Below are 21,165 nucleotides of genomic sequence, written 5' to 3'. Positions count from 1 at the left end.
TCACGCCTGACGGGGCGGGCGCTTGCCGGCGGGTTTGCCACCCTTGCCCGGGGGCTTGCCTTTCGGGCCAGGGCCACCACGGCCCTTGGGGCCTTTCTTGAAGCCGGGCTTGTATCCCGGCTTGCCGCCCGGACGACCACCCTTGCGATCGCGACGCGGCGGCGCGGTGGCGGAAACCACCGGCAATGCTTCCGGTTGCTCCAGAGGCAGCGAGCCCGGCTGAGAGGCTTCCAGCCAGCATGCCAGGGCACCGGCGACCATCGCCGTATCCATGTTGTTGCGCTCGGCAATCTCATCCAGCAGGGCCATGGCCTTGGCCAGCTTGCCATCCTCGGCAAATCCCATCAGCTGGGTCTCGAACTGTTCCTCACGCATCTTCTTGAGGTCGGTTGGAGACGGAAGCTCATAAGACTGCATCGGCGAGTTGGTCGCCCGCTCCAGGGTGCGCAGCCAGCTGCGTTCCCGTGGCGTGACCAGCAGAATGGCCTTGCCTTCACGACCGGCGCGGCCGGTTCGGCCAACCCTGTGAATGTAGGCTTCAGTATCGTAAGGCACGTCGTAGTTAATGACGTGGGTAATACGGGGTACGTCCAGGCCACGGGCCGCCACGTCGGTCGCCACGATCATGTCTTTCTTGCCGCGCTTGAGATCCTCTACTGTCTGCTCGCGCTGGCGCTGGTTAAGATCACCATTCAGCGGTGCAACGGCGTGGCCGCGGGCTGAGAGCTTCTCGGCCAGCAGGGTGGTTTCCGCCTTGGTGCGCACAAAAATGATGGCCGCATCAATCGGCTCAACCTCAAGAATGCGGGTCAGGGCATCCAGCTTGCGCTCGGCGTATACCGGCAGCACGAACTGGGAAATGCGCTCCACCGTGCGGGTTTCGCTTTCGATTTTTACTTCCGTGGCGTCGCGCAGATAGGTCTGGGCAACTTTCTTGATCTGCGGCGGCATGGTTGCCGAGAACAGTGCGCGCTGGCAGCTTTCCGGTGTTTTTGCCAGGATCGCTTCCACATCATCAATAAAGCCCATGCGCAGCATCTCATCGGCTTCGTCCAGCACAAGAGCCTTGAGGCTGTCGAGCTTCAGAGTGCCTTTGCGCAGGTGGTCCAGCATACGGCCCGGGGTGCCCACGATAACCTGGGCGCCACGGCGCAGGCCCTTGATCTGGGGATAGAAATCCTGGCCGCCGTAAATGGGAAGAACATGGAAGTTACGGAACTTGCTGGCATAGGTGGTGAATGCCTCAGCCACCTGAATGGCCAGCTCCCGTGTGGGTGCCAGCACCAGAATCTGTGGCTCCATGACGGAGGCGTCGATGCGGCTCAGCAGCGGCAGCGCAAATGCGGCCGTCTTGCCGGTACCGGTCTGGGCAACACCCAGCAGGTGTTTGCCGGCCAGCAACGCCGGGATTGTCTGGGCCTGGATAGGGGTTGGTGTTTCGTAGCCGACGGCGGTCACAGCTTCAAGAACAGCGGGATCCAGGCCGAGTTCGGCAAAAGACAGTTCAGACATTAAATTACTCGGAATTCGAAGGGTAGAGCATTGCATTGCAATGCATGATGTGGCGGGGATTATAACTGGTTTCCCGTGTCTTTAACACGGCAAATACCATAGCCGCTGTAGGTAGTTGCCGGCGCCGCCGGTTGCGTTGCAGGCGGATATTGGGCAATCTCCGGATTGTTTGAATAGGATGCTAATGAGGCAAGTCGATGAATTTTGATCAGTTACTGGCAGTGGCCGCAAGCGGTGGAGAGGTTGCCATCCCGTCTTCCTGGGCCCAGGGGCGAGCCTCGTTTGGCGGTGTGATTGCCGCGCTCGTGTTTGACCGGATGGAACACATGGTTGCTCCCGGCCGACCGATGCGGTCCATGCAGGTTTCGTTTGTCGGCCCGGTAACGCCGGAGGAGCCTGCAAGGATCGAGGCGGAAATTCTGCGGGAAGGTAAGGCGGTCAGCCAGGTGCTGGGTCGCATTGTTCAGGGTGGTGAGCCCAGGTTGGTGGTTCTGGCCAGTTTTGGTGGCGACAGGGATTCAGAGGTTCAGGTGGACGCCTTACCGGCTCCGGAAGCGAAGCCGGTGGACCAATGCAAGGGGCTGGATTATATCAAGGGGGTTACGCCGGAATTTATCCAGCAGATCGAAATGCGCTGGGCTTTTGGTAATCTGCCGTTCAGTGGGAAAGGTGGTCGGGAGCTTGGGGGCTGGATGCAGTTCAGGAAGACCCCGGAAACCTTTTCAGATGCCCACATTATTGCCCTCGTTGATGCGTGGCCACCTGCTGTTTTGCCCTATGTGAAAGCCCGGGTGAAAACCAGTTCCCTGAGTTGGGCGCTTGATATCGTGCATCCCCGGCCGGTTCTTGAGCCAGGAGACTGGCTGCTTTACAAGGCTTCGATTGACCAGGCAAGTGCAGGGTACGGCCACACCCAGGCAGGTATCTGGACCGCCCGCGGAGAGCTGGTAGCTCTGAGTCGGCAAACGGTAACGGTATTTGATTAACCACAATACGAACGGCCAGCCCTGTTTTTGAAGCAAGGAATCCCCGTGAAACCAGTTGAAACGATGAAAGTGCTGTTGGCCAGCGTGATCGCGGTTGTGGTCATGGTGGGTATTGCCAGGTTTTCCTACACGCCGATGATTCCCGAGATGGTCGGCGCGCTTGGTCTGAGCGCCTCCGTGGTGGGCATGCTGGCAACGGTGAATTACGCCGGCTATCTTACCGGCGCGCTGCTTATCACCCGGATCAGTGATCTCGGGCTCAAGGTGCAGCTGTACCAGCTCGGGCTTGTTGTGGCAGTGATTTCAACGATTCTTATGGGGTACACCACCAATGTGTGGTTGTGGTTCATTTTGCGGTTCATTTCCGGGCTCAGCACCTCAGCAGGCATGTTGCTGGGGGCCGGTCTGCTGATGAGTTGGTTGATCAAGAACAATCAGAAAGCCGAACTGGGTGTTTTCTTCTCTGGTATAGGGCTCGGGATTGTCCTGACGGCGGTGGTGGCTGAGCTGATCAAGGATTCCTTCACCTGGGACGCGCAGTGGGTGGTCTACGGGCTGGTGGCGTTGGTTCTGCTGGTTCCAGCCTGGCGCTGGATGCCGGACTACCGGGCCTGCGCCCTGCCGCAAACTGCGGGTAACGGCGCAGGTAGTGAGCGCAGCCGCTTTATTCGACTGTTACAGCTGGCCTATTTTTGCGCGGGTGTGGGCTATGTGGTGACAGCGACCTTTCTGGTGGCCATCGCGGAAGCCATGCCGCAGCTCAGCGGCCACGGCTGGCTGATCTGGCTGATTGTCGGCCTTGCTGCCACACCGGCCTGCTGGCTGTGGGATGTATTCTCACGAAGATGGGGGCAATGGCTGGCACTATATCTGGCTTACACCCTCAACGCTGTCAGTATCCTGATGCTGATCATTAGCACCGAAATGGCTAGCGTGATACTCAGTGCCGTGATTTATGGCGCCAGCTTTATCGGTATTGTCAGTATGATGCTGGCTATGGTGGGGCGGGTTTTCCCCGAGAATCCGTCCCGGCCTATGAGCCGGCTTACATTCAGTTATGGCATCGCTCAGATGCTGGCGCCCGCAGTGGTGGGCTACCTGGCCGATGTGGAAGGTAACTACACCAATGGTCTCTGGCTGACCCTGATTGTGATGGCGCTTGGCGTGGTAATGCTGCATCTGGCGCGGAAAATGGAATAAGGGGGCAGGGTGCGTCCGTAACCTCCCGGCAATAGCGGCCGAGGTAATCTGCTTCGGGATGCCTCTATTCCATTTCAGTCAGGGTTTCGTTGAGAACCCCTGAGTCCCGCAGGCCTCCGAAGCGTTTATAGAACTTCTCATTGGGCCCTGGCAGAGGGCCGGAAGCATTCTCTAGGGTCTCGTCCAGCCACTGCTCAGCGCGTACATAGATTTGACGGTACAGGTTGCGGCAAAGCTGCTTGGCGCTACGTCCTTCCCAGTCGCCCGGCAGTAGTTCATCGGGCAGCAGAGGGTCACGAAGTAGTATCTTGCGGTACTCGTGGATCAGCAGCACCCTCAGCAGCAGGCATTCCTCAGGGCTGAGGGTGTCTTCGGACTGGAGTTCCCGCCACAAAGGGCGGAACTGCTTCAGAAAACGCCTGTAGCGACCCCCGAGTTCATCCAGGTTCCAGCTTTCGCGAACCTGGAGGCGAAGGGCTCTTGGGCTCTTCTGCTCCATAGGCATGGTCTGCATCACGATGGTGTCTTCCAGTGCGCCCCATTCCTGCAGCATGGGGATCAGTTCGCTGCGGGTAAACCTCGGGTGCTCCATCAGCCCCGGAGCCATGCTGCCAAAGCTGAGCCACTTCAATTCTTCCCTGACTTTCTGGCGAAGTTCCGGGGTCAGCTGGTTCAGGTAGACCAGGCACCAGCTGCCGTTCCACTCTGCTGTATCGAGATTGTAAACGTGCTGAAAGGCCTGCTCGAACCGACGCAGCCCTGGGCCGGTGAGGCTGTAATAACTGCAGCGCCCGACTTTTTCGGTTTGCAGCCAGGATTCCTGAACCAGGCGATACACAGAGGTTCGCACCAGTCGCTGGCTGATGCCCATGGGTTCTACCAGTTTCATCAGGCTCCCAAGCCAGACATTTCCACCGCGGGGAACGATGGCATCGCCATAGATGGTAATGATAAGAGAGCCGGCGCGGAGTGGCCGTTTCTTCTGGAAGTTTTCGACAAGCAGCTCGAGCTGGTTTTTTGCAGTCATGGCCCTAGGTTCGCAAATAATAATCAATGAAACATGTTGCGCGTATTATCCGGGTCTTACGTGTCAGGTAAAGGTTTGTCTTTTTGCTTGCCTCACTGGTGCGCTGCGTCAGTGTCAGCTTTACTTGAAAAGCCGTCATCAGACTCACTGAAATCAGTTGACACGAGAGTTATGATACAATAACTTCGTTTGATATTCGTCAATGGTATCGAATTTACCGGGAGCGAAGAACGGGAAATTTGCGGTCACGGACGAATCAACAAAAACATACTCAAGCCCCTGCACAATTCGGGAGAACAAAAACAATGCTTAAAACAATGATACGTCGCGCAGGAAAGTGCGCAGCGGTAGCTGCAGCCGGCCTTATGATGATGAGTGCCCAGGCAGCTGAACCAATCAAGATCGGGTCGTTCCTGTCTGTAACAGGTCCGGCATCCTTCCTTGGCGATCCCGAGCTTAAGACGCTCGAGATGTACGTCGATAAAATCAATGAAGAAGGCGGTGTACTGGGGCGAGAGCTGGAGCTCATCCACTATGATGACGTTGGCAACTCTTCTTCGGCCCGAAACTTTGCCAGTCGCCTGATCCGCTCGGATGAAGTGGATATTATCATTGGTGGTAGCACTACGGGTGCGACCATGGCAGCCGTGCCGCTGATCGAGCAGGCCCGATTACCATTCATTTCCCTCGCTGGTGCAGTAGTTATTACCACACCGGTGAAGAAATGGGTGTTCAAGACGCCCCAGTCTGATCGGATGGCGGCAGAACGTATCCTGACCGACATGAAGGACCGCGGTATCACCAAGATCGGTCTTATCTCCGGCACCGATGGCTTCGGCAGCTCTGGCCGTAAACAGACCCTGGAAGTCGCCGAGGAAATGGGCGTGGAAGTTCTCGCTGACGTAACCTACGGCGGATCTGATACAGATATGTCGGCACAGTTGACTAAAATCCGTAACACGAAAGGGGTTGAGGCGGTTCTCAACTTCGGTTTTGGCCAGGGTCCTGCGATTGTGACCCGCAACTATGCCCAGTTGGGCACGAAGCTTCCATTCTACCAGTCCCACGGCGTGGCTTCTGATGGCTTCCTGGAGTTGGCTGGTTCCTCTGCCGAAGGTTTGCGTTTGCCGGCCTCCCCGCTGCTGGTTCCGGATTCCCTGCCGGATGATGACCCCCAGAAAGAAGTCGTTCAGAACTACAAGGCAGAGTATGAGTCTCGCTGGGACTCCAAGGTATCTACCTTTGGTGCCTACGCCTATGACGGCCTGATGCTGGCGGTGCGCGCTATTGAGGAGGCCGGTTCCACGGACCCTGAAGCTGTGCGTGAAGCCCTCGAAAACATCAAGGGCTATGTGGGTGTAACCGGTGAATTCAATATGTCGCCGGAGGATCACAATGGCCTTGATGCAGAATCATTTCGCATTCTGGAAGTCCAGAATGGCGAATGGAAACTGATTAACTGATTCCCTTTCACCTGTCTCGCGGCTGGTGGCTGCTCATCCAGGGTAAGTCACCAGCCGATGTTCGACCGGAACCACCGTTATGCTCGCAGAATTCTTACAATACCTGTTCACCGGGATTACTATCGGTGCCACCTACGCCCTGATAGCCCTCGGTTTTACCCTGATTTACAACGCCAGTCATGTCATCAACTTCGCCCAGGGTGAGTTTCTGATGATCGGAGGTATGGCGACAGTTTCCCTGACGGCAATGGGCGTGCCCATGGTGCTTGCGGTCGTGCTGGCCATCATTCTGGCCGGCGTGCTGGGGATTGCCCTTCAGCGCCTGGCCATTGCACCGGCCAAACAGGCGGATGTAGTTACCCTGATCATCATCACCATTGGTGCATCCATCTTTATCCGTGGTATTGCCCAGGTGGTGTGGGGGAAGGAATACCATGTGATGCAGAACTTCAGTTCGGATCTGCCCATTCGGGTATTTGGTGCGGTTCTGAACAGCCAGAGCCTCTGGGTTCTGGGCATTGGAGCTGTAGTGGTCGTGGCTCTTGTGCTGTTCTTTACCAAAACCCTGACAGGCAAGGCCATTCTTGCGACATCGATGAACAAGGAAGCCGCCCGGCTGGTTGGTATCCGGACCCAGATGGTTCTGATGCTGGCTTTCATGGTGTCTGCCCTGCTTGGTGCTGTTGCCGGGATTGTGGTCGCACCGATCACTTTTACCTCCTATGACATTGGCATCATTCTGGGGCTTAAAGGCTTTGTCGCGGCTGCAATTGGTGGCCTGGGCAGTGGTGTAGGCGCAATTGTCGGTGGGATCGCCCTGGGTATCGTGGAAGCGATGGCGGCGGGGTACATCTCCTCCGATTACAAGGACGCGGTAGCCTTCTCGATGATTCTGCTGGTGCTTTTCTTCATGCCCCGGGGGTTGTTCGGAGCCAAAGTCGTGGAGCGTGTCTGATGATGAACCGGTTTATGCAGTCGCGTCTCCGGGGACTGATCGTCCTCGCACTGATTCTGATTATACTTCCTGCCTTTCTGGCCAACTCGTTTCATTATGAGCTGGTAACCCAGATGGCGATTCTGGCGGCCACCGTCGTTGGCCTGAACCTGCTGGTTGGGTACGCTGGCCAGATCAGTCTCGGCCACGCCGGGTTTTTCGGTCTGGGAGCCTATTTTTCCGGCATTGCAACGGGAACCTATGGATGGCCCTCCGTGCCGGCACTTTTGGTGGGGGCTATCCTGGTGGCCATTATTGCCTGGGTTGTCGGGCGGCCGATCCTGCGCCTCAAAGGGCATTACCTGTCCATGGCGACACTGGCCGTGGGCTTTATAATTGCGATCATTCTGAACAACGAGCGTGACTTCACAGGTGGTCCGGACGGTATGCCTGTGCCCGCGCTTGAAGTGTTTGGCTGGGAGCTGAGTGCGTTTGGCCAGTATTCACTGTTTGGGCTGACCATTGAAGGTTTCCAGGCCTGGTATATCTTCGCCAGTGTCGTGCTGCTGGTGGCGGTCTGGTTTGCGCTGAACCTGATTGAGTCACCGATTGGTCGCGCCTTGCGCTCGGTGCATGGGTCCGAAGTGGCGGCCAGTGTCGTGGGTGTAAACACCGCAAAGTATAAAAGCCTGGTGTTTGTGATTTCCGCCATCTACGCCAGCCTGATGGGCGGCCTCTACGCCCACTTCCAGGGTTTTATTACGCCAGCAGTGGCAAGCTTCGAATTCTCCATTCTCTTTATCACCATGGTTGTTCTCGGTGGCATGGGATCGACATTTGGAGTGATTCTGGGGGCCGTGGTGCTTAAGCTGCTGCCGCAGGTGCTGGCGGACTTCCAGGAGCTGGAGACAGTGATGTTCGGTCTGATCCTGATGTTGACCATGATTTTCATGCCCAAGGGGCTGTTACCCACGCTAACTGCGATTGTTTCCAGAAGAATGCGCAAGAAAGCGGGAGGTGAGGCATGACAGCGCTGGTTGAAGTAAAAGGGCTGGATAAGGCCTTTGGTGGTGTCCATGCGGTTGAAGGGGTCAGCTTCGCCGTCGAGGCCGGGCAGGTTTATTCTGTCATTGGTCCGAACGGAGCCGGCAAGACCACCCTGTTCAATCTGATAACCGGACTCTACATTCCCACGAAGGGTGAGATCCGGCTGAACGGTGAGAGCACGGCCAGGCTGGAACCGAACCAGCTTGCGGAACGGGGTATGTGCCGGACTTTTCAGCAGATGCAGATCTGTATGAACATGACCGCCATCGAGAATGTGATGCTTGGCCGGCACCTCCAGCTTAAGAGCAATCTGTTCACCACCCTGTTTCGCTTGCCGTCTTTGCGTCGGGACGAGGAGTCTGCGCACAGGCGCGCCGCTGAACTTATGGAATACGTGGGGTGTGGGCAGTACGTGGGTGCCGAAGCATCCGCCATGTCATACGGCGCGCTCAAGCGACTGGAGATTGCCCGGGCCCTGGCGGCGGAACCGAAGGTTATCCTGCTGGATGAGCCTGCGGCAGGCCTGAACGCCACCGAAACTGCGGCTCTGGAAGACCTTATCCGGAAAATAGCGGATCAGGGCATAACCGTGATGCTGGTTGAGCACGATATGAAACTGGTGATGGGTATATCCGACCGGTTGCTGGTGCTTGACCATGGTCGCGTTCTGGCCGAGGGCACGCCCGAGGAAATCCGTCAGAATCCTGATGTTATTGCTGCCTATCTGGGTGGCTGAGCAAGGAGACATTTCACATGAGCGAGCAACACACTGAAATGGCGCCTGCCCGGTCACGCAGTGAGCAGGCAGTCAGAATTATCGTGCACGAACACCAGGCGCTGTGGCGGATCCTTGATCTGCTTGACCAGCTTCTGAGTGATATGAATATCAACGATCAGCGGCCGGATGAAAGGCTGCTGACGACAATTTTTGATTACATTCAGCATTTCTCTCAGCGAGTACATAGCACCCCCACGGATATTGAGCTTTACAAGCGTCTTGGCGAGAAGTCTCCGGAGACCGCGCCCTTGCTGGAGAAGCTGGCCAAGGGCTACGTGATAGGTCATGAAAAGCTGGTGGAACTGCGCCAGTTACTGATGGAGTGCGAAGAGCGTTGGCCGGAAGGGCGCGAGAAGTTCAGTCATGCTCTGGCGCGTTTCACTGAGGCCTTGCGCAAGCACATCCGCAAGGAAGAGGGTGTGGTTATTCCCAAGGCCCGGAAGCTGCTGACCGAGGAAGACTGGCAGCAGATCATAGAAGCACGGGATGTGGAAAATGACCCCTTGTTTGGGGAACGGGTGCGGGAAGAATTCCGGGATTTGCGGCACCAGATTGTCAGTTATACGCCGGAAAAGTTCGGCGGGCTGGGACTCAAGCACGCAGACCGGGTCACCGCGCTTCATGCTGAACAGGAATTGCTGTCCATCAAGGGGCTGGTTACTTCCTATGGCCAGATCGAGGTGCTGCACGATGTGGATATCCGGATTAATAGCGGTGAGATAGTCTCGCTTGTAGGGGCCAACGGTGCCGGCAAATCTACCCTGCTGATGACCATCTCCGGGTTGCAGCCTACGGATCGCGGCGCGATAACCTTTGAAGGCAAAGACCTGGCGAAGATCCCGGCTGATCAGCGGGTCGCCAGTGGCATCGTTCAGGTGCCAGAAGGCCGGCAGGTGTTCAAGGACCTCAGTGTTCATGACAATCTGTTGCTCGGCGCCTACACCCGTGGCAAGACGCCAGAGGTGATGGATGATCTGGAACGTATGTACACCAAGTTCCCCATCCTTCGTCAGAAGCGCCATAACCTGGCGGGTGAGCTGTCCGGTGGTCAACAACAGATGCTGGCGATGGGTCGGGCCTTGATGGCCAAACCGAGGCTGCTGCTTATGGACGAGCCCAGCATGGGCCTTGCGCCCTTGATTATCGAAGAGATTTTCAACATCGTGAAAGAGCTGAAGGAGGAGGGTATTACCATCTTCCTGGTCGAGCAGAATGCGTCCCAGGCGCTGGCACTGGCCGACCGTGGCTATGTGCTGGAAACCGGAAAGGTAGTGATTGAAGGCACTGGCCGGGAACTGCTCAGTAACGAGAAGGTGCGTGAAGCATACCTGGGTATGTAATCGCCCGACATTTATAAAGCACAAATAAAAGGGGGACAGGTCGATAAACCTGTCCCCCTTTTATTTGCCTGTGACCTTCTCTCTGGGGTCCAAGACAGAGAGAAAATCTGGCAAGCCCGGTGTTACTCGGGCTTCTTGGCAACCAGTGTCAGGATGTCGTAGCTCGCAACCAGCTCGTCATTCTGGTTCTGAACCTGGACGTCCCAGACCACCACACCCTGGGGGTGACCGTCCGGAGATGTCCGCCCCTGATCGATCTTGCGCTTGCAGGTCAGCCTTGCGCGGATGGTGTCTCCCGGGGCAACTGGCTCAATAAAGCGCAGGGTGTCCAGACCGTAGTTCGCCAGCACCGGACCTTCGCCCGGATAAACGAACAGGCCTGCCGCAGCGGAAAGCACAAAATAGCCATGGGCAATGCGCTTGCCGAACTGGGAGTCCCGCGCCGCAATTTCATCAAAGTGCATGTAGAAATGATCGCCGGACAGGCAGCCGAAGTTGACGATGTCGGCCTCGGTGACCGTGCGCCGGTGCGTCAGCAGGGATTCGTTGATCTGCAGATCTTCAAAGTGGCGACGGAATGGGTGCACGTCGGTTTCAATCAGATCAGCACCACGGACATACTCGCGGGTGACCGCTGCCAGCATGGTCGGGGAGCCCTGGATGGCAGTCCTCTGCAGGTAATGATGTACCGCGCGGATGCCGCCCAGCTCTTCACCACCACCGGCACGGCCGGGGCCGCCATGCTTGAGCATGGGCAGCGGAGAACCGTGGCCGGTGGACTCCCGGGAGGCTTCGGCGTTCAGCAGCTGAAGGCGCCCGTGGAAGGCTGCCAGCAAAGGTACAATCCTGCCGGCAATGGCCGGATCGCGGGTGGTCAGGGTGGTCACCAGTGAACCGCGACCTTTGGCACACAGGGAGACCGCATCTTCGATGGTGTCGTAGGGAATGACCGTTGCCACCGGGCCGAAAGCCTCAATGTCGTGAGCACCACAACCATTCTCAGGGTTGCGGCACAGCAGCAGGTGAGGCTCGATGAATGCGCCCTTGTCCGTGCCTTCGCCGGTCGGCTTGAAATCGCCATTGCCGCCGATGACCAGTTCGCTGGTTTTCAGCAATTCCTGGATGTTGGCTTTGACGTCTTCAAGCTGATCAATGGAGGCCAGGGCGCCCATGCGAACGCCCTCAACCGAGGGATCGCCAACGGTGACTTTTGACAGGCGTTCCTTGAGCTTCTCACAGACAGCATCCACCTGGTCTTTCGGTACCAGGATACGACGGATAGCCGTACACTTCTGTCCGGCCTTCGCGGTCATTTCGCGGCCCACCTCTTTCACAAAGATGTCGAACTCTTCGTGCTCGGGTGTCACATCCGGCGCCAGAATGGCACTGTTCAGCGAATCGGCCTCGGCATTGAACGGAATCGAACGGTTGATGATGTTCGGGTGATTCTTGAGTTTGCGGGCGGTTGCAGCGGAGCCTGTAAAGGTGACCACGTCCTGCTCCTCGAGGTGATCAAACAGGTCCCCAGTGCTGCCGATGATCAACTGCAGGCTGCCTTCAGGCAGCGCGCCGGATTCCTGCATCAGACGGACAGCCAGTTCCGTGACGTAACTGGTAGACGTGGCCGGCTTCACGATAGAGGGCATGCCCGCCAGGAAGGTGGGCGCAAACTTTTCCAGCATGCCCCACACCGGGAAGTTGTAGGCATCGATATGAACCGCTACACCTCCGCGGGGAACCAGAATGTGAGTGCCGGCAAAGTGGTTGTTCTTGCCCAGGGGCGTGACCGGTCCTTCGTGCACAACGTTACCGGAAGGCAGCTCGCGCCGCCCCATGCTGGCGTATGAGAACAGGGTGCCAAAACCGCCGTCGATATCAATGCCGTTATCGGCTTTGCTGGAGCCGGTATGCATGGACAGCGCATAGAGCTCTTTCTTGTGTTCCTGCAGGTACAGGGCCATGGCCTTCAGGGCCAGGGCGCGCTCCTGGAAATCCATCGCCATCAGGTTTTTGCCGCCAACCTTGCGGCCATACTCAACGGCGTTCTTGAAATCGAGGGTGTCGTCGTGGGTGTGGGCAACGATCTCGCCGTTTACCGCACTGGGCAAAGCCTTGGCCGGCTTTTCGCCGATCCACTGGCCGGCAATGAAACTTTTCAGGACTGACATGGGTAACTCCATTTGTTACTTAAACACCAAGGCAAGCCCCGTTTCTCGGAGCTTGCCTTGCTAGTGTCTTTCTGTTGGCGGGCTGGGAACTACATTTCGTCGTAGTCCAGAACCACTTTGTCGCTGACCGGGTAGCACTGGCAGGAGAGCACATAGCCCGCTTCCACTTCGTAGTCTTCCAGCGCAAAGTTCTGGTCCATTTCCACTTCGCCTTCCACAACCTTGGCGCGGCAGGTAGAACAAACGCCGGCTTTGCAGGAGAAAGGCAGATCCGCACCTTCCTCGTTACCGGCTTCGAGGATGCTCTTGGTATCACGAACCAGCGGGAAGGTCAGGGAACGGCCATCGGCGATGACGGTCACTTCGCTGACGGACTGCGGGTCCACTTTCGACGGCGCCCTGTCCTTACGGGCCTGGGGAGCACCACCGACTGGCGTAAACAGCTCGAAATGGATCCGGCTTTTGTCCATGCCATGACGAAGCAGCGAGTCCCGGACATCCTCGGTCATCAGCTGGGGGCCACAGATGAAGGCGGCGGTGAGATCCTTGGCGTTGATCCAGTGATCAAACAGGGCATCGCACTTATCGTGGTCAATCCGCCCGTTATAAAGGTCGATGTCCTGCTCTTCACGAGTGAAGATATAAACCAGGTTCAGGCGGGCCATGTATTCGTTCTTCAGGTCCTGGAGCTCATCCCGAAACATGGTGCTGCTGGTGGCCTTGTTGCCATAGAACAGCGTTACCTCGCTCTTGGGTTCGGTTTCCAGGGTGGTCTTGACGATCGACAGTATCGGGGTGATACCACTGCCGGCAGCTACGGCCAGGTAATTGCCTTCCCGCTCGGGATCCAGGTCAATGGAGAAATGGCCCTGGGGCGGCATGACTTCCAGCGTCTGGCCGGGCTTCAGCTGCTCATTGGCAAACGTGGAAAAACGGCCGCCGGCAACCCGTTTGACCGCGATGCGCAGCTCCTGATCATTGACGCTACGGCAGATCGAATAAGAGCGGCGCACTTCCTCGCCATCCATCTGCGTTCTGACAATCAGGTGCTGGCCCTGTTTGTAGCTGAATTTGTCCGCCAGATCTTCTGGCAGGTCAAAAGCAATTGATACGGCGTTTCTTGTTTCAGGTCTGACCTCTTTGAGGGTCAGTGAGTAGAATTTATTCATGATCGTATCGGCTCTAGATGCATTTGAAATAGTCGAAGGGCTCGAGGCATTCCTTGCAGCGATAAAGGGCTTTGCAGGCGGTGGATCCGAATTCGCTGACCCGTTCGGTGTCCTTGCTGCCACAATGGGGGCAGGCAATGACGTCCGGTTCGCCGAGCAGGCTTAGCTTGCTGGAGCTGCCCTCGGGCGGCGCGATTCCGAATGCCCGAAGCTTCTCTTTGCCTTCGTCTGTGATCCAGTCGGTGGTCCAGGCAGGGGTCAGCACCTGATTGATTTTCGGATCCCGGAAGCCTGCGGCACGCAGGGCCTCGGTAATCAGTTCCTCAATCAACTCGGTGGCTGGGCAGCCGGAGTAGGTCGGGGTTACGTCAATGGACAGTTCTTTGCCGTCCCAACGCACGGCACGAACAATGCCGAGTTCCACGACGCTTACTGCCGGCACTTCCGGGTCTTTGACCTCCTCCAGAAGTGCCCAGATGTCGTCCTCCGTCAGCAGATCGGGGCGGGCGTTTGCCGGCACCCGATCACTGGCAATCAGGATATCGACTGCTGACCTGTGGTCTGACTCACCATGTTGTGGCATCGGGATAGGCCCTCTGCAGGAACTGCATTTCTGCCAGAATGAAACCGAGGTGTTCGGTGTGCTCGCCGTGCTTGCCGCCCATATACATCCAGGCGTCTTCGGCGCCCGGTGTCAGGGTGGCCTGGGTGAGCACCTCGTTGACCATGCCGCGCCAGTCTTTGGCCAGCTGGTCAGGGTCCGGGCCAATGCCCGCCTCGGCCATCACACGATCGGTGTCGTCCGGTGTGATCAGCTCACCGGTGAAGCGCCAGAGGATATCCACTGCATCCTGCATGCGCTTATGGCTTTCTTCGGTCCCATCGCCAAGACGCTTGACCCATTCAGAGGACCGACGCAAGTGATAGGTGGCCTCTTTCAGAGCCTTCGCGGCGATTCCGGCGATGCGCTCATCACTGGATTCGGTCAGGCTCTTGAGCGTGAAGTAGTGCCACACGTCGAAGAAGAACTGCCGGCCCATGGTCACCGCATAGTCCTCGTTGGGCTGCTCGGTGAGCAGCAGGTTGCGGTAATTGTGGGCATCGCGGCGGAATGCCAGCTTGTCGGCATCGCGGCCATCATCAATCAGCTCGGCAGCGTACTCGTACCAGTTGCGGGCCTGGCCAACGAGGTCAAGGGCAACGTTCATCAGCGCCATTTCTTCCTCAAGCGCCGGGGCCTTGCCGCATAACTCGCACAGCCGCTGGCCCAGGATCATGTCGGAATCTGCCAGGCGCAGCAGGTATTCCTTTAAGGCTTCTGCTTGTGTCATTGTATCCGCTCCTTACATGTGTCCGACTTCATCGGGCAGCTCGTAAAAAGAAGCGTGCCGGTAAATCTTGTCTTCCGACGGGTCGAAAAGTACTTCCTTCTCGTCGGATGCGGAGGCCGTGATGGTGTCGGAGGGGACGACCCAGATACTTACCCCTTCATTACGGCGTGTGTACAGATCGCGGGCGTTTTCCATGGCCATCTCGGCGTCAGAGGCATGCACGCTGCCCACGTGTTTGTGGTTCAGGCCGTGCTTGGACCGCACAAAAACTTCGTAAAGGCGCCATTCAGACATATTGCATTCCTCCGGTATCAAGCGGCTTGTGCGCGCTGTTTTTGTTTTTTGGCATAGGCGACGGCCGCTTCTCGGACCCATGCGCCTTCGTCAATTGCTTTCTTGCGAGTATTGATACGCTCGCGGTTACAAGGGCCGTTACCCTTGAGAACGTCGTAGAATTCCTGCCAGTTGATCTCACCAAAATCGTAGTGGCCGGTTTCTTCGTTCCATTTCAGGTCCGGATCCGGCGCGGTGCATCCCAGGAATTCAAGCTGCGGAATCGTCTGGTCAATAAACATCTGGCGCAGTTCATCGTTGCTCTTGCGCTTGATCTTCCAGGCCATGGACTGCTGCGAGTTCGGAGACTCGTCATCGTGCGGGCCGAACATCATCAGGGCCGGCCACCACAGGCGGTTGATGGCGTCCTGCACCATGGCTTTCTGCTCTTCGGTGCCTTCACGCATCATGTCCAGCAGGATCTGGTAACCCTGGCGCTGGTGGAAACTCTCTTCCTTACAGATGCGGACCATGGCGCGGGAGTAAGGACCGTAGGAGGTACGCTGCAGCACCACCTGGTTGACAATGGCGGCACCATCGACCAGCCAGCCCACAGCACCCATATCCGCCCAGTTCAGAGTCGGGTAATTGAAGATGCTGGAATACTTGGCTTTACCCTGGTGCAGTTTCTCGATTTCTTCGTCGCGATCTGCACCGAGAGTTTCCATGGCACTGTAGAGATACAGGCCGTGGCCTGCTTCGTCCTGGATCTTGGCCATCAGCTGGAGCTTGCGCTTCAGGGTAGGGGCCCGGGTAACCCAGTTACCTTCTGGCAGCATGCCGACCACTTCAGAGTGGGCGTGCTGGGAAATCTGACGAACCAGAGTCTTCCGGTAGCCTTCAGGCATCCAGTTCTTGGGTTCGATCTTGGTTTCGGCGTCAACCTTTTCCTGAAACTCGCGCTCTTCAGGCGACATCTCTTCCATGGTCTTCAGGCGCTTGGCGCCGGTTTCAACGAGCTGGGCGTACATAAAATACCTCCGGATCGGGCTTGTTGTTCTGTGGCTCCGTGAACACTGGGACCCTCGGATAACATCAGAGGGCGAATACGTCCATATTATATGATACTGAATAAATATCAAGAATAGTCTTTGTGTGTCATATTATTTTAGCCGTATTGATTAATTGGGGTTATCATGTTGATTTTAATCATTAAAAATGTGATACGTGACTAAATGCTATTGAGATCAGCGACGGGAAAGCAAATTTAAATCGGTCAGTGGGCCAGGTGCGGCAGGGCATGGAGTGGCGCAGAGCCAGCCGCAAGGGCGGCGGCTGGCTCTGCGCGGGTCATGCAGACCTATTTCTTGCGATGGTCAAATACACGCTTGGCCTTGCCTTCCGACCGCGCCAGGCGGTTGGGTTCGACGACTTCTATGCGGGTGCTGATGCCGATGTAGGACTTGATGTGGTGTGCCAGTTCCTTGGCCGCAGCGGCGCGACTTTCCGGGCTGTCGGTGGCTCCTGGTTTCAGTTCGGTCCGGATATCCACGCAGTCCATGTTGCCTTCCTTGTAAACTTCGATCTCGTAGTGGGGGGCCAGGGCTTCGCACTTGAGCACCTGTTCCTCGATCTGGCTCGGGAACACATTCACACCACGGATAATCAGCATGTCATCACTGCGACCGGTAATCTTGTCGATCCGGCGCATTGGCCTTGCGGTGCCCGGCAGCAGGCGGGTGAGATCCCGTGTGCGGTAGCGCAGGATCGGCAGGGCCACCTTGGTCAGCGAGGTGAAGACCAGCTCTCCGTATTCCCCGTCGGGTAGAACTTCGCCGGTTTCCGGATTGATGATTTCCGGGTAGAAGTGATCTTCCCAGATGGTGGGGCCGTCTTTGGTTTCGACGCACTCCATGCCAACACCGGGGCCCATGACTTCGGACAGGCCATAGATATCCAGGGCCTGTATGCCGAGCCGTTCCTCGATCTCGGTGCGCATGGCGTTGGTCCAGGGCTCTGCCCCGAAAATGCCCAGACGCAACGGCAGCTTGTGCGGGTCAATGCCCTGGCGATCCATCTCGTCGGCAATGTTCAGCATGTAGGAGGGCGTCACCATGATGATGTCCGGCTGGAAGTCCTTGATCAGCTGGACCTGTTTCTCGGTCTGGCCTCCCGACATGGGGATAACCGTACATCCGAGGCGCTCGGCCCCGTAATGGGCGCCAAGCCCGCCCGTGAACAGGCCGTAGCCATAGGCCACATGAACCTTGTCACCGCGGGAGCCGCCACCGGCACGAATGGAGCGAGCAACAACGTCGGCCCAGGTGTTGATGTCGCTCTGGGTGTATCCCACTACGGTTGGTTTACCGGTTGTCCCGCTGGAGGCGTGTACCCGCACCACGTCCGACATCGGGGTGGCGAACATGCCAAAGGGGTAGTTGTCGCGCAGATCCGCTTTGGTGGTAAACGGTACCTTGGCCAGGTCCTCCAGGGAATTGATGTCCATCGGCTTAAGGCCGATTTGGTCAAAGGCGTTCCGGTAGAACGGCACATTGGTGTAAGCGTGAATCAGGCTCCAACGCAGACGCTGAAGCTGTTCATGGCGGAGCTCGTCAATGCTGGCGGTCTCCATCCGGTCAAGTTTGCCAATTTTCTGGAGTGGTAAGCTCATGATTCGGTCCTGCGCTGTTCTTGTGCTTTGATGATCATTGTTTGGTGAAAGCGGCAGGATTACTGCGCCGCATCCACCCGCTCAATAATGGTCGCAATACCCTGGCCGACACCAATACACATGGTGCACAGGGCGTAGCGGGCTCTCTTGCCCGCTGCATGGCGACGCTCCAGTTCGTACAGTGCTGTGGTCACCAGCCGGGCACCGCTCATGCCAAGGGGGTGTCCGAGGGCAATGCCGCCGCCGTTCGGGTTCACATGCTCCGCGTCGTCCGGCAGGCCGAGATCCCGGGTTACTGCGAGAGCCTGGGCAGCGAAGGCTTCATTGAGTTCGATGACATCCATATCGGCCAGTTCCAGGCCGGCTGTCGCCAGCACCTTGCGGGTTGCCGGTGCCGGACCGAAGCCCATGATCCTGGGTTCAACACCGACAGTTGCCATGGCAACCACCCGTGCCCTGGGCTTGAGGCCGTATTCTTTCACGGCATCGGCACCCGCCAGCAGAAGGGCGCAGGCGCCGTCGTTAACGCCCGATGCGTTACCCGCTGTCACGGTTCCGTTTTCGCGGAACGGCGTCGGCAGTTTGGCGAGCTGTTCCATGCTGGTCTCGCGAGGGTGTTCATCGGTGTCCACAACCAGCGGATCCTGCTTGCGCCGTGGAATTGTGACCGGCGTGATTTCCTCAGCCATGCGGCCGGCTGCCTGGGCCGCAGCAGTACGCTGCTGGCTGCGCAGTGCAAAAGCGTCCTGATCTTCCCGGGAAACGCCGAAATCGGCAGCCACGTTCTCTGCGGTCTCCGGCATGGAATCGATTCCATACTGCTTCTTGAGCACCGGGTTCACAAAACGCCACCCGATGGTTGTATCAAAGATTTCTGCCTTGCGACTGAATGCTGACTCTGCCTTGCTCATGACAAACGGTGCCCGGGACATGGACTCCACGCCGCCGGCAATCATCAGTCTGGCCTCGCCGGTACGAATAGCACGGGCGGCGGTACCGATTGCGTCCATGCCGGATCCGCACAGTCGATTGATGGTGCTGCCTGGCACGTCAACCGGCAGGCCTGCCAGCAGTAACGACATTCGGGCAACGTCCCGGTTGTCTTCACCAGCCTGGTTGGCGCAGCCATACAGAACGTCATCGATTTTTGACCAGTCCAGGTCCGGGTGCCGTTCGGTCAGTGCCTTGATGGGAATCGCGCCCAGATCGTCCGCACGCACGGCGGAGAGAGCACCGCCGTAGCGGCCAATCGGGGTGCGGATGGCGTCGACGATATAGGCGTCTTTAAGAAGGTTGTCCGCGCTCATGAATTTTCCTCTGAATTGCGTACGGTGCCGCGAACCTCATAGGAGCGGCCCCGGAACAGGGCGACCTTGCGGTTGTCCTGATTGGTTAGTGTTATGTCGTAAACGCCGGTGCGGCCGCCGCGCGCCTGCTCTTCGGCAGTGGCGGTGAGACGGTCACCTTCCTTGGCGCCGGACATATAATCAATGCTGCAACCGGAGGCGACGGTGGCCCGGTCATAACTGTTGCAGGCGAAAGCAAAAGCGGAGTCGGCCAGAGTGAACAGATACCCGCCGTGGCAGGAGCCGTGGCCCTGGATCATGTCGCCGGTCACGGTCATGGTGAGAACCGCTTTGCCTGGGGCGACGGATTCAATCTTCATGCCCAGGTTCTGGCTCGCCCGGTCCCGGGAAAACATGGCTTTTGCGCATTCCTCGGCGAGTGTTTGCGGGTCCATCTCGCTCATGAATAAAACCCCCTTTGTGCAAATGCGTTTTTCCTGAGCAGCAGGGCAGGCCGATACCGGTCTTCTGCGTAGCTGTTCTGGATGTTTGTCAGCACGTTAAACACCTGGCCTGCTCCGAGGCGGTCGCTCCAGCTCAGAGGACCCTCGGGATAATTCAGGCCCGCTTTCATGGCCAGGTCGATATCATCGATGGTGGCGACACCGTGGAGGGCAGCGTCGGCAGCCTCGTTGGCCAGTGTGGCGACGGTGCGCATGACCACCAGGCCGGGGCGGTCTGCAATCAGGCTGACAGCGATACCCGCTTTCTGCAGTAAAGCGCAGGCACAGGAAACTGCTGCGTCCGAGCTCTGTTCGGCCGGAGCCAGAGCAAGCCGGGAGGCCTTGCTGTAATCAAACGCCAGATCGAACAGCACCAGGTTGGAGATGCCGTCAGCTGCGGCCCGTTCTGTCGCCATGCGGCCATCGGTCAGGGCCAGCACGGCATCGCCAAAGCGAAGCTGGCCGGGGCCATCGCGCTCGACAATGGTCAGGCCTGACTCTTTCAGGCGCTCGACCAGGGGGGCTGCAGCACCGGCGTTGCCTTCAACGATCACCACGGTTTCGTCGCAGAGGTGCTCCGTTTCCGTTTGTGGCCGCGGCTTTTCGGCGCCTTCGCCATAGGGATAAAAGCCCTGGCCGGTTTTGCGCCCGAGGCGCCCGGCTTCCACCAGTTCTTTCTGGATCAGTGACGGCTGGAAGCGCGGGTCCTGGTAGTAGGAATTGAACACCGAGTTGGTGACCGCGTAGTTGACGTCGTGGCCGATCAGATCGGTTAGCTCAAACGCGCCCATACGGAACTGGCCGGATTCGCGGATGAGAGCATCCAGTGTTGCGGCATCGGTTGCCTGTTCCTGCAGCAGGCGCAGGCTTTCTGCGTAAAACGGGCGGGCAACACGGTTGACGATGAAGCCGGGAGTCGATGTGGCGTAGACCGGTTTCTTGCCCCAGGCGGTTGCAGTGGCGTGAACGGTCTCGGCAATGGCTTTACTGGTGGCCAGGCCCATTACCACCTCTACCAGTGCCATCAGGGGCGCCGGATTAAAGAAGTGCATTCCCACCAGGCGCTCGGGCTTTTTCATATCCGCGCCAAGGGCGGTAACCGAGATGGAAGAGGTATTGGTGGCAAGGATGGTATCTTCGGCACACAGCTCTTCCAGGCTTTCCAGCAGCTGGCGCTTGATATCGAGATCCTCGATGATCGCCTCGATCACCAGCCCGGCTTCTGCCACTTCGTCAAGGCTGGCCACCGGCTGGATCCGGCTGATCACGTCGTCCAGCTCCTGCTGTTCCATCTTGCCCTTGTCGACGCGGCGCTGAAGTTGGTTGGCAATGCCGTCACGCCCCTTCTGTGCGGCGCCTTCTCTCTGGTCGTGCAGGTAAACCCGGTGGCCGGCCTGGGCCGCTACCTGGGCGATGCCGGAGCCCATGGCGCCGGCACCGATCACGGCAATACGTGTCTGGGTGTCCAGTTTCATGA

At 57.9% G+C, this 21,165-nt stretch carries 19 protein-coding genes and 1 pseudogene; 8 read left to right on the top strand and 12 right to left on the bottom strand.

The genetic code is table 11. The features are described from left to right. Entirely contained in the window at positions 1-1,512 is a 1,512-nt protein-coding gene (locus HLUCCO03_RS14980) for a DEAD/DEAH box helicase (RefSeq protein WP_292016732.1), read from the bottom strand. Between the two features lie 197 nt (positions 1,513-1,709). Between HLUCCO03_RS14980 and HLUCCO03_RS14975 the strand changes: the two genes are divergently transcribed. Then, positions 1,710-2,498 (top strand): thioesterase family protein, encoded by a 789-nt coding sequence (locus HLUCCO03_RS14975; protein ID WP_027831078.1) that lies wholly within the window; start codon positions 1,710-1,712, stop codon positions 2,496-2,498. A 45-nt stretch (positions 2,499-2,543) separates the two neighbouring features. Then, on the top strand, positions 2,544-3,698 hold the full coding sequence (locus tag HLUCCO03_RS14970) for a YbfB/YjiJ family MFS transporter (RefSeq protein WP_027831079.1): 1,155 nt from the start codon (positions 2,544-2,546) through the stop codon (positions 3,696-3,698). 64 nt (positions 3,699-3,762) lie between these two features. On the opposite strand, the gene paaX is transcribed toward HLUCCO03_RS14970, so the two are convergent. After that, positions 3,763-4,725 carry a phenylacetic acid degradation operon negative regulatory protein PaaX gene (gene paaX, locus HLUCCO03_RS14965; protein ID WP_027831080.1) on the bottom strand — a complete coding sequence of 321 codons (963 nt, stop codon included), beginning with the start codon at positions 4,723-4,725 and terminating at the stop codon, positions 3,763-3,765. Positions 4,726-5,030: 305 nt separating this feature from the next. Here paaX and HLUCCO03_RS14960 point away from each other — a divergent pair, with 305 nt between their 5' ends. The 6 genes and pseudogenes from HLUCCO03_RS14960 (at position 5,031) to HLUCCO03_RS14935 (ending at position 10,287) form a co-directional block, all read left to right on the top strand. Then, entirely contained in the window at positions 5,031-6,188 is a 1,158-nt protein-coding gene (locus HLUCCO03_RS14960; protein WP_027831081.1) for an ABC transporter substrate-binding protein, read from the top strand. Between the two features lie 79 nt (positions 6,189-6,267). Next, positions 6,268-7,143 (top strand): branched-chain amino acid ABC transporter permease, encoded by an 876-nt coding sequence (locus tag HLUCCO03_RS14955; protein ID WP_027831082.1) that lies wholly within the window; start codon positions 6,268-6,270, stop codon positions 7,141-7,143. Beyond that, positions 7,143-8,150: a branched-chain amino acid ABC transporter permease gene (locus tag HLUCCO03_RS14950; protein WP_027831083.1), complete on the top strand. Its 1,008-nt coding sequence runs from the start codon at positions 7,143-7,145 to the stop codon at positions 8,148-8,150. The genes HLUCCO03_RS14955 and HLUCCO03_RS14950 overlap by 1 nt, the downstream gene beginning before the upstream one ends. Beyond that, positions 8,147-8,905: an ABC transporter ATP-binding protein gene (locus HLUCCO03_RS14945; RefSeq protein WP_027831084.1), complete on the top strand. Its 759-nt coding sequence runs from the start codon at positions 8,147-8,149 to the stop codon at positions 8,903-8,905. The genes HLUCCO03_RS14950 and HLUCCO03_RS14945 overlap by 4 nt, the downstream gene beginning before the upstream one ends. Positions 8,906-8,922: 17 nt before the next feature. Beyond that, a pseudogene (locus HLUCCO03_RS14940) lies at positions 8,923-9,372 on the top strand (hemerythrin domain-containing protein); the annotation flags it as partial. 210 nt (positions 9,373-9,582) lie between these two features. After that, positions 9,583-10,287 carry an ABC transporter ATP-binding protein gene (locus tag HLUCCO03_RS14935; protein WP_027831085.1) on the top strand — a complete coding sequence of 235 codons (705 nt, stop codon included), beginning with the start codon at positions 9,583-9,585 and terminating at the stop codon, positions 10,285-10,287. Positions 10,288-10,409: 122 nt separating this feature from the next. Here the strand turns inward: HLUCCO03_RS14935 and paaZ are convergent, their stop codons facing one another. The 10 genes from paaZ to paaH all read right to left on the bottom strand — a co-directional run bounded on the left by paaZ (position 10,410) and on the right by paaH (position 21,163). Beyond that, the gene (gene paaZ, locus HLUCCO03_RS14930) at positions 10,410-12,455 is read right to left on the bottom strand and encodes a phenylacetic acid degradation bifunctional protein PaaZ (RefSeq protein WP_027831086.1); all 2,046 of its coding nucleotides are present in this window, start codon (positions 12,453-12,455) and stop codon (positions 10,410-10,412) included. A gap of 89 nt (positions 12,456-12,544) precedes the next feature. After that, positions 12,545-13,624 (bottom strand): 1,2-phenylacetyl-CoA epoxidase subunit PaaE, encoded by a 1,080-nt coding sequence (paaE, locus tag HLUCCO03_RS14925; RefSeq protein ID WP_027831087.1) that lies wholly within the window; start codon positions 13,622-13,624, stop codon positions 12,545-12,547. A gap of 13 nt (positions 13,625-13,637) precedes the next feature. Then, positions 13,638-14,207: a 1,2-phenylacetyl-CoA epoxidase subunit PaaD gene (gene paaD, locus HLUCCO03_RS14920; RefSeq protein WP_036197296.1), complete on the bottom strand. Its 570-nt coding sequence runs from the start codon at positions 14,205-14,207 to the stop codon at positions 13,638-13,640. Further along, positions 14,191-14,955, bottom strand: a complete 765-nt coding sequence (paaC, locus tag HLUCCO03_RS14915) for a 1,2-phenylacetyl-CoA epoxidase subunit PaaC (RefSeq protein ID WP_027831089.1) — start codon at positions 14,953-14,955, stop codon at positions 14,191-14,193. Before paaC ends, paaD begins: the two co-directional genes overlap by 17 nt. Before the next feature lie 12 nt (positions 14,956-14,967). Continuing rightward, complete coding sequence (gene paaB / locus HLUCCO03_RS14910) at positions 14,968-15,249, bottom strand: 1,2-phenylacetyl-CoA epoxidase subunit PaaB (protein WP_027831090.1); 282 nt, start codon at positions 15,247-15,249, stop codon at positions 14,968-14,970. Between the two features lie 17 nt (positions 15,250-15,266). Beyond that, entirely contained in the window at positions 15,267-16,259 is a 993-nt protein-coding gene (gene paaA, locus HLUCCO03_RS14905; protein ID WP_027831091.1) for a 1,2-phenylacetyl-CoA epoxidase subunit PaaA, read from the bottom strand. Between the two features lie 329 nt (positions 16,260-16,588). Continuing rightward, positions 16,589-17,899 carry a phenylacetate--CoA ligase PaaK gene (gene paaK, locus HLUCCO03_RS14900; RefSeq protein ID WP_027831092.1) on the bottom strand — a complete coding sequence of 437 codons (1,311 nt, stop codon included), beginning with the start codon at positions 17,897-17,899 and terminating at the stop codon, positions 16,589-16,591. Positions 17,900-17,958: 59 nt separating this feature from the next. Continuing rightward, positions 17,959-19,206, bottom strand: a complete 1,248-nt coding sequence (gene pcaF, locus HLUCCO03_RS14895; RefSeq protein ID WP_027831093.1) for a 3-oxoadipyl-CoA thiolase — start codon at positions 19,204-19,206, stop codon at positions 17,959-17,961. Continuing rightward, positions 19,203-19,649, bottom strand: a complete 447-nt coding sequence (paaI, locus tag HLUCCO03_RS14890; protein WP_027831094.1) for a hydroxyphenylacetyl-CoA thioesterase PaaI — start codon at positions 19,647-19,649, stop codon at positions 19,203-19,205. The genes pcaF and paaI overlap by 4 nt, the downstream gene beginning before the upstream one ends. Then, entirely contained in the window at positions 19,646-21,163 is a 1,518-nt protein-coding gene (paaH, locus tag HLUCCO03_RS14885) for a 3-hydroxyacyl-CoA dehydrogenase PaaH (protein WP_027831095.1), read from the bottom strand. The genes paaI and paaH overlap by 4 nt, the downstream gene beginning before the upstream one ends. Between the last annotated feature and the right edge of the window lie 2 nt (positions 21,164-21,165).

It is taken from the genome of Marinobacter sp. HL-58 (genome assembly GCF_001314605.1).
In the GTDB taxonomy this organism is placed as follows: domain Bacteria; phylum Pseudomonadota; class Gammaproteobacteria; order Pseudomonadales; family Oleiphilaceae; genus Marinobacter.
Note: the sequence above shows the minus strand (reverse complement) of the source record. Positions and strands in the feature narration are given on the sequence as shown.

Coding starts and splice junctions, on each gene's coding strand:
- paaB (WP_027831090.1), bottom strand. CDS start 15,249: ATGTCTGAATGGCGCCTTTACGAAGTTTTTGTGCGGTCCAAGCACGGC.
- paaE (WP_027831087.1), bottom strand. CDS start 13,624: ATGAATAAATTCTACTCACTGACCCTCAAAGAGGTCAGACCTGAAACA.
- HLUCCO03_RS14980 (WP_292016732.1), bottom strand. CDS start 1,512: ATGTCTGAACTGTCTTTTGCCGAACTCGGCCTGGATCCCGCTGTTCTT.
- pcaF (WP_027831093.1), bottom strand. CDS start 19,206: ATGAGCGCGGACAACCTTCTTAAAGACGCCTATATCGTCGACGCCATC.
- paaD (WP_036197296.1), bottom strand. CDS start 14,207: ATGCCACAACATGGTGAGTCAGACCACAGGTCAGCAGTCGATATCCTG.
- HLUCCO03_RS14950 (WP_027831083.1), top strand. CDS start 7,143: ATGATGAACCGGTTTATGCAGTCGCGTCTCCGGGGACTGATCGTCCTC.
- paaX (WP_027831080.1), bottom strand. CDS start 4,725: ATGACTGCAAAAAACCAGCTCGAGCTGCTTGTCGAAAACTTCCAGAAG.
- HLUCCO03_RS14955 (WP_027831082.1), top strand. CDS start 6,268: ATGCTCGCAGAATTCTTACAATACCTGTTCACCGGGATTACTATCGGT.
- paaK (WP_027831092.1), bottom strand. CDS start 17,899: ATGAGCTTACCACTCCAGAAAATTGGCAAACTTGACCGGATGGAGACC.
- paaC (WP_027831089.1), bottom strand. CDS start 14,955: ATGACACAAGCAGAAGCCTTAAAGGAATACCTGCTGCGCCTGGCAGAT.
- HLUCCO03_RS14945 (WP_027831084.1), top strand. CDS start 8,147: ATGACAGCGCTGGTTGAAGTAAAAGGGCTGGATAAGGCCTTTGGTGGT.
- paaZ (WP_027831086.1), bottom strand. CDS start 12,455: ATGTCAGTCCTGAAAAGTTTCATTGCCGGCCAGTGGATCGGCGAAAAG.
- paaI (WP_027831094.1), bottom strand. CDS start 19,649: ATGAGCGAGATGGACCCGCAAACACTCGCCGAGGAATGCGCAAAAGCC.
- HLUCCO03_RS14960 (WP_027831081.1), top strand. CDS start 5,031: ATGCTTAAAACAATGATACGTCGCGCAGGAAAGTGCGCAGCGGTAGCT.
- paaA (WP_027831091.1), bottom strand. CDS start 16,259: ATGTACGCCCAGCTCGTTGAAACCGGCGCCAAGCGCCTGAAGACCATG.
- paaH (WP_027831095.1), bottom strand. CDS start 21,163: ATGAAACTGGACACCCAGACACGTATTGCCGTGATCGGTGCCGGCGCC.
- HLUCCO03_RS14975 (WP_027831078.1), top strand. CDS start 1,710: ATGAATTTTGATCAGTTACTGGCAGTGGCCGCAAGCGGTGGAGAGGTT.